This window comes from Candidatus Planktophila lacus, from assembly GCF_002288325.1.
Classification (GTDB): Bacteria; Actinomycetota; Actinomycetes; order Nanopelagicales; family Nanopelagicaceae; genus Planktophila; species Planktophila lacus.
Window position 1 is genome coordinate 142,199 of sequence record NZ_CP016780.1, and the last position, 17,087, is coordinate 159,285.

The following is a 17,087-nucleotide window of genomic DNA, read 5'->3' on the forward strand; positions in this document are numbered from 1 at the left end:
TGGTGCTAGCGGAGCGTTAGACTTAACTACATGAGTGCAAATCTCGAAACGGTTGTTGTTCTCGCCGCCGGTGAAGGCACTCGCATGAAATCATCAACGCCAAAGGTTTTGCACGAAGTTGCCGGCCGCTCACTTGTTGGCCATGTTCTAAACGCCGTTAGCGCGCTTGCTCCAAAGCAAGTGCGAGTTGTTGTTGGCGCAGGACGCGAAGCAGTTGAAGAACATTTACGCGAAGTCGCACCTAACGTCACAACAGTCTTCCAAGAACGTCGCGGTGGCACTGGCCATGCAACGCAGTTGGCGCTCGCAGGTACAGATATTTCAGGAACTATCTTGATCTTGGCGGGCGATACGCCGATGCTTACCGGGGAATCACTTAAGCAACTCCTTGCCACTCACCACGAAGGTGGCTTCACCGCATCAGTTTTAACTGCAGAACATCCCGACCCAACTGGTTACGGGCGCATAGTTCGTAGTGATGATGGCTCACTTCTTCGCATCGTTGAAGAACGCGATGCTGATGACTTTGTTAAGGAGATCTACGAAGTTAATTCAGGGGTTTACGCATTCGATGCTAAGAAACTTGCTGGAGCGATTGGCAAGCTAACTAACGATAATTCCCAAGGCGAGCTATATCTAACTGATGTCATCGAAATTCTGCGCAATGAAGGCGGAACAATCGCAGCTGCGCTAATCGAAGATTTCATCGAAATCTTGGGCGTAAACGATCGGGTGCAGTTAGCCGAAAGTGCGGCTTTGCTCCGTGATCGTATTAACGAAGGTTTCATGCGCGCTGGAGTAACAATTGTCGATCCGACAACAACTTGGATTGATGCAACTGCTGAAATCGCAAACGATGTAACTATATTTCCTGGCTCTGCGATCTTGGGATCTTCAAAGATCGCAACTGGCGCCGTTATTGGCCCTCGCACAACGCTGGAATCTTGCAAGGTACTTGAGGGCGCAAACATTGTTGAATCTAATTGTTTTGAAGCAACAATCGGAGCCGGTGCAAACGTTGGCCCTTATTCATATCTACGCACAGGAACAGTTCTTGGTGCCGGTGCAAAAGCTGGCGCATTCGTTGAAATTAAGAATGCAAAAGTCGGCGATGGTTCTAAAGTTCCACATCTTTCATATGTGGGCGATGCCACCATCGGTGAAGGCTCAAATATTGGTGCGGCCACAATCTTTGTTAACTATGACGGAGTAGATAAGCATCACACCACTATCGGAGATCATGTCCGAATCGGAAGCGATTCGATGTTAGTTGCGCCAGTTTCAATTGGTGACGGGGCTTACACCGCCGCCGGATCTGTAATTACTGAAGATGTTCCGGCCGGTGCCATGGGTGTCGCTAGAGGTAAGCAACGAAATGTATTAGGTTGGGTCATGCGCAAGCGATCTGGCACTAAATCTGCAATTGCTGCCGAAGCTTCAGAAAAACGCAACGAGAAGAAAGGCTAATTTCCTTGAGCGAAATTCGTTTGTCCTCAGAGAAAAGACTTCGACTCTTTTCAGGCCGCGGATTTCCAGAGCTCAGCGAAGCAGTCGCCGCAGAACTCGGTATTCCATTAACACCAACATCTGCATATGACTTTGCAAATGGTGAAATCTTTGTTCGCTTCGAAGAATCAGTTCGTGGTTGCGATGCCTTCGTTCTTCAAAGCCACACCGCTCCAGTAAATAAACAGATCATGGAACAACTAATCATGGTCGATGCGCTAAAGCGCGCATCTGCAAAGCGCATCACAGTTGTTGCACCTTTCTACGGTTATGCGCGTCAAGATAAGAAACACCGTGGTCGCGAGCCAATTACCGCACGTCTGATGGCAGATCTCTACAAGGCAGCTGGCGCTGACCGCCTAATGGTTGTTGATCTTCACACTTCACAGATTCAAGGATTCTTCGACGGACCAGTCGATCACTTATTTGCACTACCAATGCTCGCAAACTACGTTGGCAGCAAAGTAGATCGCACTCGCTTAACAATTGTTTCTCCTGACTCAGGTCGCGTACGCGTTGCCGAGCGCTGGTCAGAACTACTTGGCGGCTGCCCAATTGCTTTTATCCATAAAACCCGCGATCCACGAGTTCCAAACGAATCAGTTACCGGAAAAGTTGTCGGTGAAGTCGAAGGCCAGACTTGCGTAGTAATTGATGACATGATCGATACCGCAGGAACAATTACCAAAGCAGTAGATGCCTTATTCGCAGCAGGTGCAAAAGAAGTTATTGTTGCGGCAACGCACGCGGTCTTTTCTGGCCCAGCAGTTGATCGCCTAAAGGCTTCCAAGGTCACCGAAGTTGTCGTTACCGACTCACTTCCGATCGATGAAGATAAGCGTTTTGATGGGCTGACCGTCCTCTCAATCGCGCCGCTTCTGGCTCGTGCGATCCGCGAAGTCTTCGAAGATGGCTCCGTAACAAGCCTTTTTGACGGACACAGCTAAGCCGCGCTAACCTTTGCCCAGGTTTCCGGCGAGGGTGAAAAACTCCGTAATCGACGGTAAGGATTTAACTCCTGCTGGAACTTCGTGTTAAAAAAGTAAAGCCCCGAAGTATTCAGATCAAAACAAACAGGAGTAATAAAAATGGCTGAAATCAAGATCACCGGCACAACACGTACTGAGTTCGGTAAAGGTGCCTCACGTCGTGCACGCGTTGCAGGTCTAGTTCCTGCAGTTATCTACGGCCATGGCGAGAAGCCACAGCACATCACTCTTCCAGCGCGCGAACTCGGCGTTGCTTTGAAGCAATCAAACGTTCTCCTTCAAATCGATATCGATGGCAAGGATCAACTAACACTTCCAAAGGCGATTGTTCGCCACCCACTTAAGCAGATCCTTGAGCACATCGACCTAGTTGCTGTTCGTCGTGGTGAAAAAGTTACCGTTGGCGTTCCTGTTCACACAGAAGGCGAACACGATCGTGACGGAATTCTTGAGCACGTTAACCACACAATTGAAGTTGAAGTTGAAGCAACTGCTATTCCTTCATTCTTCACACTTGATCTAACAGGTCTTGCAGCTGGTCAATCACTCTATGCAGAGAACGTTGCACTTCCTGCTGGCGTTAAGTTGATCTCTGATCCAAAGACAATCGTTGTTCACCTCTCAGAGCGTTCAACTGCAGTTGAAGAAGTTGCAGTAGTCGCACCGGCTGCAGATGCAGCAGCGGCACCAGCAGCTGATGCAGAGAAGAAAGACGCTTAAGCCTTACTCTTTATCTCGTGAGTACATCTCCTTGGATAATTGTTGGGCTCGGTAACCCGGGCGAACAATATGAAGCCACTCGCCATAACGTTGGCCAGATGGTTATTGATGAACTCGCTAGGCGTCATAACGTAAAGCTAAGTACACATAAGTCACGCACCGACATCGCCGCCTACAAGTTAGGCGTCGGTGTCGATGCTTTTTCTGTGATTCTTTCTAAATCTAAGGGTTACATGAACGAATCTGGCGGACCAATCAAAGCTCTCGCTAACTTCTATTCAGTAGAACCACAACAAATAATTGTTCTTCACGATGAGCTCGATATTCCCTTTGCGGCAATTCGCTCCAAGATTGCTGGTGGCGATAACGGACATAACGGTTTGAAATCACTTACCTCAGCATTTGGCACTGCTGAGTACTACCGAGTTCGCCTTGGCATAGGGCGCCCAATGGGACAGCAAGATCCAGCCGACTTTGTATTGAAGCAATTTAGTAAGGAAGAGAAGAAAGATTTAGGAGAATTTCTAGATCGTGGCGCAGATGTTGTTGAGTCGCTAATTACTAAAGGGCTTGATTTAACTCAATCGCAATTTAATTCTTAAATCAGCCCGTATTACGAAGGCCAGCTGCGACGCCGTTAATAGTCAGCAACAGCGCACGAACCAACATCGCATCTGATGATTCTCCAGCAGTGCGCACGCGGTGCAAGAGGTTTACCTGCAGCAGATGCAGCGGAGAAAGATAGGCATCGCGTACCTGCAAGGTACGAGCCAAAATTGGTTGATCTCCCAGCAGCGTCTCTTTCTCAGTCAGAGCAAGGATCTCTTTAACTGTCAGCTCGAATTCCTCAGTAATAGTGTCGAGGAAGTGATGAAGCTCGGCCGGAACCAGAGTTTCAACATAACGTTTTGCAGTTACGAGATCTGTCTTCGCTAAAGTCATCTCCACGTTGCTAATAAAGGTGTGGAAGAAGTGCCATTCCTTAAGCATCTTCTTTAATACATCTGATTTACCAGCCTCGCGCGCTGCCTTAAGTCCGGTACCAACGCCGAACCAACCTGGCACGATCTGTCGTGATTGGGTCCAACCAAATACCCACGGAATCGCACGGAGTGAATCGAGCCCACCTGCAGCATCTGGGCGACGTGATGGACGTGAACCCAGGAAGAGATTTCCAAGTTGTTCAACCGGAGTTGAGGCATAGAAGTAAGCAGGAAGATCTGGATGATCAATCAACTTTCGGTAGCGCGCAAAAGAGTTATCGCTAATCAAGTTCATGCATTCGTTCCATTGCGCTAAATCTTCAGGGCTTTGACGAGCTGCGCGATTAAGAATCGTTGCTTCAAGGGATGCGGCAAGAGTTAACTCAACATTTTCGCGAGCAAGTGCGGGAAGTGCGTACTTGTCGCTAATAACCTCGCCTTGTTCAGTCATCTTGATCTGACCATCAACTGATCCCCATGGAAGTGCAACCAACGCATCGTAAGTAGGTCCGCCACCACGGCCGACAGAACCACCGCGACCATGGAATAAACGAAGTTTTACGCCGTACTTCATAGCGACATCACGGAGCGCACGTTGTGCACGGTGGATCTCCCACTGGCTTGTTGCAATACCTGCATCTTTATTTGAATCTGAATATCCCAACATCACTTCTTGCACATCATCGCGCAGCGCAACAAGTGCACGATAGGTTGGATCCGAAAGAAGCTTTTCGAGGATCGCACCAGCGGAACGAAGTTCTGCAACTGTTTCAAGCAGCGGTGCAAAACCGATCTTGGCGACCTTCTTATCGAGATCAACTAGCCCGGCAGCCTTACCGATGACCGCTGCAGCGACTAGATCATCTGCACCCTTTGTCATTGAGATGATGTAAGTCTCGATGACTTCAGGACCGAATCTTGCAATCAGATCATCAATTGCTTTAAAGGTATCGAAAGTCTTCTTACCGGCTGCGTCTAGCGTTGATAGATCAAGCGAACTCTTCTTACCTAACTCTGAAATGAGCAGCGGAAACTTTTCGTCATGTGACAGGTCAATGTAGCCAGTAGGCATGACTTGCTTTAGAAGGCCGTGGTGGGCATCTGAATGTTCGCGCACATCGAGAGTTGCATGGGTAAGTCCGAAGGCGGCGATACTTCGGATTGTGCGCTCTAGAAAGCCGGTTGCGATTAGCTCGCCACGATGGGCAGCCAATGAATCGCGCATCAAAGTTAAATCTGCAATTAGTTCTGCAGAGTTCGCATAGTCGCGTCCTGGAACGTGTGCAGCCTGTGAAGCATGGCGAGTGCGCGTAAAGACCAAACGATGAACGATCGCTGTGGCCTTCAAGCGATATGGCTCTTGTTGATTTAAACGTAAGAAACGTGGCTCAAACTCTGGAATATTCTTTAAATCTTTTTCGATAGATGCCTGTAATTCAGGGGTTGTGCCAACGATGCGAGTTGAAATAGAGAGCATCTGGCGCAGCTCATCCATAGCCGAAATCGTGGTGCGGATCGCATGAGCAACCTGTAGCGCAATTGCATCTTCAGTTACTTGCGCAGTGATATTCGGATTACCGTCTCGATCGCCACCGATCCAGGTGCCGAAGGTAAGTGGGCGGGCAGATACTGGAAGATTGATTTCAAGACGCTTTAGCTCGCGTGCAAAATCATTTAAAACTTCTGGAACGGTATTCAAAGCAAGATCATCTAGGTAATAAAGAGCGTTCATCGCTTCATCAAGTGGTTCTGGGCGATTTAAACGAAGTTCATCGGTCTGCCAAAGGAGATCTACAGTTTCTGCCAGGCGCTCGTTCTGGCGCGGATTTAAATCTTGGTCTAACAACTTTGCTACTTCACCAAGTTTATTGAGGATCGAACGACGTGCAGCTTCGGTTGGGTGTGCGGTAAATACGGGGCGAACCATAAGTTCGCTAACCCATTGTTCTAAATCTGCCTGAGTAAAGGAATGGCCCGGAGTTTGTGCTTTATAAGCCTCTTCAATTTTATCGATCGCGCGACTTAGCCAAGAGCCACCTACTGCACGAGATTGCGCAAGAACACGTGCGCGGTGAACTTGTTCTGCGACATTTGCTAAATGGAAGTAAGTACTGAAGGCGCGCACCAATTGCACGGAATCTTCGACAGAGAGTTTTTCTAGTAGTTCAATACCGCCACCTTCGCGGACCGCTTTACGTACAGATTCAACGAGGTCGAGAAGTTCTTGTCCTTCTTGGCGAACAAGTGATTGACCTAGTAGATCGCCAAGTTTTCGCACATCGCTTCGCAAAATCGCATCATCGCTTGCGATGTTATTGGCGTTAGCGGGGCTCTGTGTCACGGGCATATCCTCTCAGGAATACTCATGAGTTTGATACGCGATTATGCGCGTTAGACTTGATCCATCAAGCCCCCTCCCTTTTGGGAACGGGGCCTTACGGCGTTTTCTCTTGAGAAATCGCCCGTAGGGATTGCGTTTTCTCACATATTGGAAAGGGTTGATCAAATGCGCGCATTAGTGCAGATGCTTGGGGCAGATACTGCCGTTGCATCCTGTATCGAAGGTGCGCAAAAGATAATTTCACCAGCTCCGACCTATCCATTTTTGCTTGCACTGCGCGCACAGAGTAAACCGCTACTTGTAATCACTAGCTCAAGTCGTGGCGCTGAGGATTTAGCGAGCGAACTCCGAGAGTTACATCAGAACGTTCTTGAATTTCCGGCCTGGGAAACTCTGCCTCACGAGCGCTTAAGCCCGCGCAGTGACACTGTTGCCAGAAGGCTAGCGACGCTATCAACGCTTGCGAGAAAAGATTTAGAGAGCCCAATTGTTGTTGCACCAATCCGCGCAGTAATACATAGATTCATCGCCAATTTAGCAACATCGCCTCTGCAAACTTTAGAAATAGGCGGCGAAGTAGATCTAACTTCGTTGGTGGAGCATTTAACACAGTTGGCATATACCCGCACCGACTTAGTTGAAAAGCGTGGTGAGTTTGCCGTGCGCGGTGGAATTGTTGATCTCTTCTTACCGCTATCGGAACATCCGATACGCATTGACTTCTTTGGCGATGAGATCGAAGAGTTAAGTTATTTCGAGGTTTCATCGCAGAGAACCACCAGCCCAGTTGTTGGGAAGCTTTCAATTCTGCCGTGCCGCGAACTTTTACTAACTGAAGAAATTCGTTTTCGCGCAGAGAAGGCGAAGGATAAGTACCCGGCAGCGCTAGAAATTCTCGATCGCATGGCGCAAGGCATCATTTCCGAAGGAATGGAATCGCTAATTCCCATTCTCATCAATGAAACGGAGACAATTTTTCAAAGAATTCCAGTAGGCAGTGAAGTTGTATTTATTGATGACGAGCGAATTCGTATGCGCACCATGGATTTACTTGCCACAAATGAAGAGTTCTTTGAGGCAGCCTGGTCCCACGCCGCACTCGGCGCTGTTGCACCCTTACCCGTTACTGATGCGACCTATCTTTCATGGGATGCGCTAAATGAAGAAGTAGTTCGTTGCGGTTTAAAGCAACGCGCCCTTAATCCATTTGGCACGGATTTAGATACCGAAGCCACCTTCTTAGATTTCAGCGCCATCGATCCGCTGCGAGGAGATGCCGATCGCGCAGTTACCGCAATGCAGGAAGCGGTAAGCCAAGGATTTTCAATTATCTTCTCAACTGCTGGCCAAGGAATGGCTGAACGTTATGCCGGCATCTTCCGCGATGCCGATCTGCCGGTCTTCATTACGCCAGAGCTAAAAGCAATCCCAACTAAGGCAACGATTCATATAACGCAATCATCTATTGCACAGGGATTCTCTTCTCTGGAATCGCGAATTCTATTTATGACCGAACGCGATTTAACTGGCAGCAAGGCTTCAGCAAAAGATGGCGTGCGCATGCCATCGAAACGTAAACAAGCTGTTGATCCGCTAGAACTACGCGCTGGAGATTTTGTGGTGCATGAGCAACACGGCATCGGTCGCTATGTAGAGATGGTGCAGCGCACCATCAATGGTGTCACTCGCGAGTACTTAGTTATTGAATACGCACCCGCTAAACGCGGCCAACCCGGAGATCGCATCTTTGTTCCAACGGATACTTTGGAACAAGTTTCCAAATACGTTGGCGGTGAAGCACCTGCAGTGCACCGCATCGGCAGCGGCGAATGGCAGAAAGCAAAGGGTCGCGCCCGCAAGGCGGTTAAACAGATCGCTGGCGAGTTAATTCGCTTATATGCCGCACGTACATCTTCACCTGGTTATGCATTCTCTGCGGATACGCCTTGGCAGCGCGAGTTAGAAGATGCCTTCTCTTACATCGAAACGCCAGATCAACTTTCGACTATTGAAGAAGTAAAGCGCGATATGGAGAAGCCTTATCCAATGGATCGCATCATTTGCGGCGATGTTGGTTATGGAAAGACCGAGATCGCAATCCGCGCAGCATTTAAAGCGGTGCAAGATGGCAAGCAAGTTGCAGTTCTAGTTCCAACAACACTTCTTGTGCAGCAGCATGCCAAGACTTTTGCAGAGCGATATTCAGGTTTCCCAATTCGCGTCGCCGGAATGTCACGCTTTAACACCGCTAAAGAATCGAAAGAGATCCTCGCCGAATTAGCGGCCGGTAGCGTCGATGTTGTAATCGGAACCCATCGCCTGCTTTCACAAGATGTGATCTTCAAAGATCTGGGGCTCGTCATTGTCGATGAAGAACAACGCTTTGGCGTTGAGCAGAAGGAATCTCTTAAGAAGATGCGCACAACGGTCGATGTTTTAGCGATGTCGGCAACACCTATTCCGCGCACCTTGGAAATGGCGGTTACTGGTATTCGTGAGATGTCGACGATTACAACGCCACCCGAAGAGCGCCATCCGATTCTTACCTACGTTGGACCAAGTGAAGATGCGCAGATTCGCGCAGCAATTCACCGCGAGCTATTGCGTGATGGGCAGATCTTCTACATCCATAACCGCGTTGAATCTATCGATCGCGCGGCGGCAAAGATCCAAGAGTTAGTTCCAGAAGCGCGTATTCGTATCGCACATGGACAGATGTCCGAAGGTGCACTCGAAGATGTAATCCTGGGATTCTGGAACCGCGACTTCGATGTTCTTGTCTGCACCACGATTGTCGAAAGCGGCCTAGATATTGCAAATGCCAATACTTTAATTGTGGAGCGCGCTGAAAACTTCGGGCTTTCACAACTGCACCAGTTGCGTGGACGCGTTGGTCGCGGCCGCGATCGTGCATATGCATATTTCCTTTATCCGCAAGATCAACCACTTACTGAAATTGCGCTAGATCGTTTGAAAACAATCGCTACTAACACTGACTTAGGTGCGGGTATGCGCGTTGCACTTAAAGATCTGGAAATTCGCGGCGCCGGTAACTTACTGGGCGGTGAACAATCAGGGCACATTGCCGATGTCGGATTTGATTTGTATATGCGCATGGTTGGTGAAGCGGTTAATGATTACAAGACAGGCATTATTGATAAGGAAGAAGAGAGCCACGAATGTAAAGTCGAGCTTCCAGTTAATGCGCATCTGGCCGAAAGTTATGTACCAGGAGAGCGTTTACGACTTGATCTCTATCGCCGATTAGCTGATGTTGCTAAACCTGAAGATGTGCAATCAATTCGTGAAGAGTTACTAGATAGATTCGGCGAACTTCCCGAAGAAGCGGTGGCTTTACTTGCAGTTGCACAATTACGCGCGCTAGCTAAATCGCAAGGAATCCGTGAAGTAGTCGCCACTGGAAAATTCTTACGCCTGTCACCTATTTCCCTGCCCGAATCACGTCAATTACGACTTGCACGGTTGTATCCAGGGTCTATCTATAAGGGCCCAACGAATACTGCGCTGGTCACATTGCCGAAAAACCCTGCATGGAACCCGTCTAATCCCACCGCTGAAATAGTGGATACTTCTCTCCTGACCTGGGTAACTGAGGTCGTCAACCAGCTAACGAAAGCGAGCACCACGTGAAGAAGATCCTTGTAGCCCTAACTATCGCAACAGGGTTGCTCCTTACCGGCTGCTCACAGTCCAATGAAGCAGCAACAGTTGGTGACTTTAAAATTACCCAAACCGAACTACAGAGCAGCATCGATGCAGTGATGGCAGAGCGCTCAAAGGTTGATACATCTCAGATGCAGCTCGAAACTGGCGATGCGCTAAACCGCGGCCAGCTTCGCTTTAAGATTTTGATGCACACCTTTGATGAGATCGCTAAAGAGTTGGATCTTGAAATTACTTCCAGCCAAGTTGTAGCTCGCAAACAGCAGATCTCTCAATCTCTCGGTGGCGATGCTGAACTTCCAAAGAACTTAGTTAACGCTGCGATTGCACCGCAAGATTTTGATACCTATGTGCGTGCGATTCTTATCTCTGAACGCATTACTTCAGCGCTTGCCCAATCTGGCGTTGCCGAAGCCGATGTTGCAACACAACTAGGCAAGTTACTTTCTGCAAAAGCTAAAGAGCTCGGCGTTAAAATCAATCCACGCTACGGCTTCTGGGATACCGAAGCAGGCGATGTTGTCGCAGCTGATGTAACTGGCGGCGCCGTAACGCCATCTGCTGAATAACACCAACCGCGATACTTCGATGGCTGGCTCAGAACTTCAACGCCTCGTTGAGGTAATGGATCGGTTGCGTTCTCCGGGCGGTTGTCCTTGGGATGCAGAACAAACTCACGAGTCGCTCGTTAAATACTTACTTGAAGAGTCATACGAATTTATCGATTCCGTTGATGCAAAAGACCGCGAAGGTATGCGTGAAGAACTCGGCGATGTTTTGCTGCAGGTCTATTTCCACTCACGCATCGCCGAAGATCATCCAACAGATCCATTTTCAATCGAAGATGTAGCGCGCGCAATCGCAGATAAGTTGATTCGCCGCCACCCTCATGTATTTGAAGGTTTAGAAGTATCTGGAACAGATGAAATCATCGATAACTGGGAAGAGATCAAGGCAAAAGAAAAGGGCCGCACATCAGCCCTTGATGGCGTCGCGCTTGCACAGCCTGCGCTGCCACTTGTTGAAAAACTTCTCTATCGCGCCGAAAAATATAAAGTTCCAGTTGCGCTAAAGAAATATGAAAGTGATCAGCCCGCGACAAATGAAAGCGTGGGCGAGGCGCTAGCTTCAATAATTGCGTGGGCGCGAGATAACGAAATTGACCCAGAAAACGCGCTGCGCCTATATGGGCGCCAAATTGCCGAGCAAATTAAGGCTACTGAGTCGCGGTAGTATTGCCCTATACCGTTCAGCGCTGAGCGTGCTCATCACTAGTAATTCTTAGGAGACACCCAATGGCAATTATCGAAGCAATCGGCGCACGTGAAATTCTTGATTCGCGCGGAAACCCAACCGTTGAAGTAGAAATCGAACTCGAAGATGGCACACAGGCACGCGCTGCAGTTCCAAGCGGTGCATCAACTGGCGCATTCGAAGCATCAGAACTCCGCGATGGCGATAAGAAGCGTTACCTAGGTAAGGGCGTTCTTAAGGCAATTGACTTTGTAAATAACGAGATCGCACCTGCAATCGAAGGCTTTGATGCACAGGATCAGCGCCTCATCGATAACGAGATGATCAAGCTTGATGGCACACCAAATAAATCACGTCTTGGTGCAAACTCAATTCTGGGCGTTTCACTTGCCGTTGCTAAGGCATCTGCAGAATCAGCAGACCTTTCACTCTTCCGTTATGTCGGTGGACCAAACGCACACGTTCTTCCAGTTCCAATGATGAACATTCTCAACGGTGGCGCGCATGCTGATACCAACGTTGATATCCAAGAATTTATGATCGCACCAATTGGTGCCGAGACTTTCCGCGAATCACTTCGCTGGGGTGCTGAGATCTATCACGCACTAAAAGCTGTTCTTAAGAAGCGCGGTCTCGCTACATCTGTTGGCGATGAAGGTGGCTTTGCTCCAAACCTTGAAAGCAACCGCGCCGCACTTGATTTGATCCTAGAAGCGATCGAAGCTGCAGGATTTAAGCCAGGTAAGGAAATCGCACTTGCGATGGACGTTGCTGCAACTGAATTCCACGACAACGGCAAGTACAAGTTCGAAGGCTCACTTCGCTCATCAGATGAAATGATCGCTTATTACGCAGAGCTAGTTGCTGCCTACCCAATCGTTTCAATCGAAGATCCACTAAACGAAGAAGATTGGGCCGGCTGGAAGTCAATGACTTCATCGCTCGGTTCAAAGATCCAGATCGTTGGCGATGATCTATTCGTAACCAACCCAATTCGCCTTGCTAAGGGAATCGAAACAGATACCGCAAACGCACTTCTAGTTAAGGTAAACCAGATCGGAACGCTTACTGAAACTCTTGATGCAGTTGATCTTGCGCACCGCGCGAACTACCGCAGCATGATGTCGCACCGTTCAGGCGAAACAGAAGATGTCACGATCGCAGACTTGGCTGTTGCAACTAACTGCGGACAGATCAAGACTGGTGCACCTTCACGCACAGAGCGCGTTGCTAAGTACAACCAACTTCTTCGCATCGAAGAAGAACTCGCACACGGCGCTGTTTACGCAGGCCGCGCTGCCTTCCCACGTTTCAAGGGATAGTTAAGGCTTAAAGATGCGACGCGGGCGACGTAGTTACTCTTCACGTCGTCCGTCTCGCCGTCTTTCATCTAACCGCCGCAGATCTCGCGCCAATGCACGTCCGTTAGCGCTTATTGCGATCATCTTTATCTTCACGTTAACTCTTGCTCCACCAATTAAGAATTACTTCACTCAGCGCGCCCAGATCAGCGCACTCAAATCTCAAGTAGTCACAGACCGCGCAGCACTTGATGCCGCTCGCGCTGAACTAGAACTTTGGAAAGATCCTGATTACGTAAAGTCACAAGCGCGCGAACGTCTGCACTTTGTCTTACCCGGTGAGCGTCAATACATTGTGACCGGCACCAAAGATGATCCAACGCTTCCTGATACAACAAAGGTAGTTTCACAATTGCCTGAAGGTGCCCCTTGGTACACCAAGTTGATCGCATCCGTTACTGAATCTGGTCTTTAACAATGACCGATAAGGCAACACAGAAAGATTTAGATTGCATTGAACTTCAACTGGGGCGCACACCGCGCGATGTACATGCCATCGCCTACCGCTGTCCTTGCGGCAACCCAGCAGTCGTTGAAACACCACCACGCCTTAGCCATGGCGAACCATTCCCTACTTTCTATTACGCAACCTGCCCACGTTTAACAGGTGCAATCTCCACACTCGAATCAACAGGTTTGATGGCAGAGATGAATGAGCGCCTTGCCGTTGATGCCGATCTAGCTGGTGCATATGCCGCAGCACATGATGATTACCTAGCTGCACGAGCAGCGCTAAAAATGGATGTTCCTGAAGTCGAAGGAATCTCTGCCGGCGGAATGCCCAACCGTGTTAAATGTTTACATTCACTAGTTGCACATTCACTTTCTGCAGGTCCTGGTGTTAATCCTCTAGGCGATGAAGCTCTAGCCAAGTTACCTGAATGGTGGAAGGACGAACCATGCGAGTAGCAGCCATCGATTGCGGCACCAACTCAATTCGTTTACTTATTGCAGATATTGACGGAACCAACTTTCGTGAAGTAACTCGTCTAATGGAAGTTGTCCGCTTAGGACAAGGCGTTGATAAAACTGGTCAATTCCACCCAGATGCAATCGCTCGCACACTCGCTGCAGTTGATATCTACGCCGCAGAGATTGCAAAGCGCGGTGTTGAAAAGATTCGCTTCTGTGCAACCAGCGCCACTCGCGATGCCACAAACCGCGATCTCTTTATTGAAGGCGTCTTCGAACGCTTAGGAATCCGCCCAGAAGTTATCTCGGGTGATGAAGAAGCGCGCCTTTCTTTCATGGGCGCAACTAAAGATCTACCAGCAGCCGACGGCCCATTCCTCGTGGTTGATATTGGCGGGGGATCTACCGAATTCGTTTTCGGCACCGAAACTGTTGAAGCAGCAAAGAGCGTAAACATCGGCTGCGTACGTATGTCAGAGCGCCACTTCACCGGTGATCTTCCAGATCCCGGCCAAGTAGCTGCAGCAACTGAAGATATTGATGAAGCAATTGCGCAGGCTGCAAAGTTAGTTCCAATCACTAAAGCCAAAACACTCATCGCTGTAGCCGGAACCGCAACAACTGTTGCCGCAGCCGCACTAGATCTACCTGAATACGACAGATACGCAATTCATCTTTCACATATTCCTGCTGAAAAAGTTCACCAAGTTTCACAAGCCTTTATCAAGATGACCCGCTCCCAACGCGAATCACTTGGCTATATGCACCCAGGTCGCGTCGACGTAATCTCTGCAGGCTCTCTCGTTCTCTCACGAATCATGCGCGCAACGGGCGCTACTGAATTCGTTGCCTCCGAATCAGATATTCTCGATGGAATGGCTTGGTCGCTTGTATAAATCGCTCGACCTGCTGGATTCAGCAATTGTTAAATGTAAGAAATGTCCGCGCCTCGTTGAATGGCGCGAAGAAGTAGCCGTTACAAAACGTAAAGCGTACGAAAACGAAAAATACTGGGGAAAGCCAGTTCCAGGTTTCGGACCAGCAAATGCGCAAATAGTCATCCTCGGTCTAGCACCAGGTGCACACGGCGCGAATCGCACTGGCCGCGTATTCACCGGTGATTCATCAGGTGATTGGCTTTACAAGTCACTATATAAAAATGGTTTAGCAAAGATCGCTACAAGTAAGAATAAAGACGATGGCCAACAGTTAATAAACACACGCATTCTCTGTGCTGTTCGATGTGCACCGCCAGATAACAAGCCAACAACTGAAGAGAAAAACACTTGCGCGCCTTTTTACAAAGATGAGATTGCTCTTCTTATGCCCACAGCCAAATCATTTCTAGCTCTTGGAAATCTTGCTTGGACAACGCTGCTTACAACTCTCCAAGAACTTGGTTGCGAGATTCCAAAACCGAAACCAAAGTTTGGTCACGGTGCCAGCGCTGTATTTATTGGGCCAGATGGAATCAAACGAACCATCATCGGCAGTTACCATCCCAGCCAACAGAACACTTTTACGGGAAAATTGACCGAGAAGATGTTGGATTCAGTGATTAAAAAGGCAAGTAGACTCTGACCTTCGCATGGCCCCGATAGCCCAATGGCAGAGGCAGAGGACTTAAAATCCTCCAAGTGTGGGTTCGACCCCCACTCGGGGCACCAAACTAATATTTGCAGGAGTAAAGTCCCTTTAACTAGAAACTTCTATGGGAGCGCAAATGAAATTTAAAGGTTTTAAAGTTTCCGGTGCCCTAGTTTTGTTATTGTCTTTTACTGTTACCACTGCGACGTTTGCCGCCCCTCCAACAGGACCAGCTAATGCAAATGCTTTTACTCAAGATCAAATGAAGGGCGATTTTGCCCTGATCTTTACCGAGGCCAATGCAGGTGGAAGTTACAAGCCCGTATTTAGCGGAATTATTGAATATCCGGATTCAAAAGGATACGTCTCTGTTCTTCCAAATTGTCAGGATGATCCAGCTAACCCATGCGTTAAATCATTCGAAGCTTCGATTGATAATGGAAAAACTTGGATTCAATCAGCAACCGCTAAAACATACGCAGCAAAAACTTTTGATCAATCCAAATATCCAGCGGGCTCATACATAGTTCAGACCAGAAACTGGGTAGGCGAAGAAAAAACCTTGCTTCCTTCTGGTACAGACTCAAGCGTGTTTTCATTTCCTAAGGCACCCCACCACGGCGGTCCAGAGTACTTACTCCAACCAATAATTGAAGGTGTAAGTTCAACTCAAAATGCTAACGCTAGGGCGCATAAACTTTCGCTTTCGATCATTCCGATAAAGACTTACACCGCACCCAATCCAAATAACTGTAGTTTGTGGATTACAACTTGCTTTGATTTATTCAACTTCAAAGCGGAAACCACCTTTCGAGTTGTACTAGATCTTAAGTACCTTGCCCCCACTTTCAGCGGATGGTTTCAGAGCAGAGTTAAAAATAGTGAGATCCAGCAGCTTAGTTCAACCGAATTTGCATTTTCCGGTTCAGCGATCACTGTAAGTAGCGTTATTGCCGAGTTTAGTAAGCCTTACCCAGAAGCTTTGATTGCTTCCTATCCAAATGTTAAAACTGGAGTTTGGTTTGGAAACCAGCCGTATTGGGCTCAAGGCGTAACCAGCAATACAAATGCAGCTATTAAAGATTGGATTAATTTCGAAAGTTCAATTTCTAAGCAAGCCAAATGGGAATCTTCTATCTGGAGTGCAGTTTCGTATTCGACTGCGACCAGTAGCTTCATCTACACGCAGATGAATGGTTGTTTACAATCTTCAAAAGGCCTTTTGGGACAAGTAAGTACAAATGCAACGGTTTACACAATCTCTGCGCCACTTTGGGACGCAACGACCGATTCACTCTCTTTCACCGTTGCATCGCCAACCTTTGAATCAGATGGTGATAAAAAGCAAGGATTGTACGACTTGGTTCTCAGAGAAGATGTAGCCAAATGTCTTTGGGGCAAGAATCTACTCAATACGAACGCTGTAATCGAGGTTTTGAATTCTGATGGCACGAGTCAAGTTGCGACAACGACTTTCAAGGTTCTGAATGGTTATGTTTATTTCCGCGCAGCAGGCTTTCACTTCTCGGTTCCAAAAATTAAGGTTTCAGTTGTTGACGCCGTGACAGTTGCTAGCCCTACCCCTACCCCTAGAGTCTTAACTCCAGTTTCTAAAAAGTCGATCAAATGTGTAAAGGGCAAAGTTGCGAAGAAGGTGACTGGCATCAACCCTAAATGCCCTTCCGGATTTAAAAAGGCGTGATGGACACTCGAAAAAATTGAATCCAGCCGCAGGCGGTTCGCAATTCAG

At 48.3% G+C, this 17,087-nt stretch carries 14 protein-coding genes and 1 tRNA gene; 14 read left to right on the forward strand and 1 reads right to left on the reverse strand.

The genetic code is table 11. The annotated features are described in order from the left end of the window. Nucleotides 1-30 precede the first annotated feature (30 nt). The 4 genes from glmU (at nt 31) to pth (ending at nt 3,817) form a co-directional block, all read left to right on the forward strand. Nucleotides 31-1,467: a bifunctional UDP-N-acetylglucosamine diphosphorylase/glucosamine-1-phosphate N-acetyltransferase GlmU gene (gene glmU / locus A1sIIB106_RS00685; RefSeq protein ID WP_095676993.1), complete on the forward strand. Its 1,437-nt coding sequence runs from the start codon at nt 31-33 to the stop codon at nt 1,465-1,467. Nucleotides 1,468-1,472: 5 nt separating this feature from the next. Beyond that, nucleotides 1,473-2,453, forward strand: a complete 981-nt coding sequence (locus tag A1sIIB106_RS00690) for a ribose-phosphate diphosphokinase (RefSeq protein ID WP_095676994.1) — start codon at nt 1,473-1,475, stop codon at nt 2,451-2,453. Between the two features lie 141 nt (nt 2,454-2,594). Then, complete coding sequence (locus tag A1sIIB106_RS00695) at nt 2,595-3,215, forward strand: 50S ribosomal protein L25/general stress protein Ctc (RefSeq protein ID WP_095676995.1); 621 nt, start codon at nt 2,595-2,597, stop codon at nt 3,213-3,215. A gap of 17 nt (nt 3,216-3,232) precedes the next feature. Then, on the forward strand, nt 3,233-3,817 hold the full coding sequence (gene pth, locus A1sIIB106_RS00700; protein ID WP_095676996.1) for an aminoacyl-tRNA hydrolase: 585 nt from the start codon (nt 3,233-3,235) through the stop codon (nt 3,815-3,817). A 1-nt stretch (nt 3,818) separates the two neighbouring features. Here the strand turns inward: pth and ppc are convergent, their stop codons facing one another. Further along, a complete protein-coding gene (gene ppc, locus A1sIIB106_RS00705) occupies nt 3,819-6,545 on the reverse strand; it encodes a phosphoenolpyruvate carboxylase (protein ID WP_095676997.1) in 2,727 nt (908 codons plus the stop codon). Nucleotides 6,546-6,704: 159 nt separating this feature from the next. Between ppc and mfd the strand changes: the two genes are divergently transcribed. From mfd to A1sIIB106_RS00755, 10 genes are all read left to right on the forward strand, one after another. Beyond that, nucleotides 6,705-10,190, forward strand: a complete 3,486-nt coding sequence (gene mfd, locus A1sIIB106_RS00710) for a transcription-repair coupling factor (protein ID WP_095676998.1) — start codon at nt 6,705-6,707, stop codon at nt 10,188-10,190. Continuing rightward, nucleotides 10,187-10,792 (forward strand): putative periplasmic lipoprotein, encoded by a 606-nt coding sequence (locus A1sIIB106_RS00715; RefSeq protein ID WP_095676999.1) that lies wholly within the window; start codon nt 10,187-10,189, stop codon nt 10,790-10,792. The genes mfd and A1sIIB106_RS00715 overlap by 4 nt, the downstream gene beginning before the upstream one ends. Nucleotides 10,793-10,811: 19 nt before the next feature. After that, nucleotides 10,812-11,456, forward strand: a complete 645-nt coding sequence (locus A1sIIB106_RS00720; protein WP_095670611.1) for a nucleoside triphosphate pyrophosphohydrolase — start codon at nt 10,812-10,814, stop codon at nt 11,454-11,456. Between the two features lie 62 nt (nt 11,457-11,518). Continuing rightward, nucleotides 11,519-12,799 (forward strand): phosphopyruvate hydratase, encoded by a 1,281-nt coding sequence (gene eno, locus A1sIIB106_RS00725; protein WP_095677000.1) that lies wholly within the window; start codon nt 11,519-11,521, stop codon nt 12,797-12,799. Between the two features lie 13 nt (nt 12,800-12,812). Continuing rightward, on the forward strand, nt 12,813-13,253 hold the full coding sequence (locus A1sIIB106_RS00730; RefSeq protein ID WP_095677001.1) for an FtsB family cell division protein: 441 nt from the start codon (nt 12,813-12,815) through the stop codon (nt 13,251-13,253). Nucleotides 13,254-13,255: 2 nt separating this feature from the next. After that, complete coding sequence (locus A1sIIB106_RS00735; RefSeq protein WP_095677002.1) at nt 13,256-13,747, forward strand: DUF501 domain-containing protein; 492 nt, start codon at nt 13,256-13,258, stop codon at nt 13,745-13,747. After that, entirely contained in the window at nt 13,738-14,646 is a 909-nt protein-coding gene (locus tag A1sIIB106_RS00740; RefSeq protein WP_095677003.1) for a Ppx/GppA phosphatase family protein, read from the forward strand. The genes A1sIIB106_RS00735 and A1sIIB106_RS00740 overlap by 10 nt, the downstream gene beginning before the upstream one ends. After that, nucleotides 14,621-15,331, forward strand: a complete 711-nt coding sequence (locus tag A1sIIB106_RS00745) for a uracil-DNA glycosylase (protein ID WP_095677004.1) — start codon at nt 14,621-14,623, stop codon at nt 15,329-15,331. The genes A1sIIB106_RS00740 and A1sIIB106_RS00745 overlap by 26 nt, the downstream gene beginning before the upstream one ends. 10 nt (nt 15,332-15,341) lie before the next feature. Next, nucleotides 15,342-15,417, forward strand: a tRNA-Leu gene (locus A1sIIB106_RS00750). Nucleotides 15,418-15,473: 56 nt separating this feature from the next. Next, entirely contained in the window at nt 15,474-17,039 is a 1,566-nt protein-coding gene (locus tag A1sIIB106_RS00755) for a hypothetical protein (protein ID WP_125932734.1), read from the forward strand. The last annotated feature ends 48 nt before the right edge of the window (nt 17,040-17,087 follow it).

Coding starts and splice junctions, on each gene's coding strand:
- glmU (WP_095676993.1), top strand. CDS start 31: ATGAGTGCAAATCTCGAAACGGTTGTTGTTCTCGCCGCCGGTGAAGGC.
- A1sIIB106_RS00695 (WP_095676995.1), top strand. CDS start 2,595: ATGGCTGAAATCAAGATCACCGGCACAACACGTACTGAGTTCGGTAAA.
- ppc (WP_095676997.1), bottom strand. CDS start 6,545: ATGCCCGTGACACAGAGCCCCGCTAACGCCAATAACATCGCAAGCGAT.
- mfd (WP_095676998.1), top strand. CDS start 6,705: ATGCGCGCATTAGTGCAGATGCTTGGGGCAGATACTGCCGTTGCATCC.
- A1sIIB106_RS00720 (WP_095670611.1), top strand. CDS start 10,812: ATGGCTGGCTCAGAACTTCAACGCCTCGTTGAGGTAATGGATCGGTTG.
- eno (WP_095677000.1), top strand. CDS start 11,519: ATGGCAATTATCGAAGCAATCGGCGCACGTGAAATTCTTGATTCGCGC.
- A1sIIB106_RS00730 (WP_095677001.1), top strand. CDS start 12,813: ATGCGACGCGGGCGACGTAGTTACTCTTCACGTCGTCCGTCTCGCCGT.
- A1sIIB106_RS00735 (WP_095677002.1), top strand. CDS start 13,256: ATGACCGATAAGGCAACACAGAAAGATTTAGATTGCATTGAACTTCAA.
- A1sIIB106_RS00740 (WP_095677003.1), top strand. CDS start 13,738: ATGCGAGTAGCAGCCATCGATTGCGGCACCAACTCAATTCGTTTACTT.
- A1sIIB106_RS00745 (WP_095677004.1), top strand. CDS start 14,621: ATGGAATGGCTTGGTCGCTTGTATAAATCGCTCGACCTGCTGGATTCA.
- A1sIIB106_RS00755 (WP_125932734.1), top strand. CDS start 15,474: ATGAAATTTAAAGGTTTTAAAGTTTCCGGTGCCCTAGTTTTGTTATTG.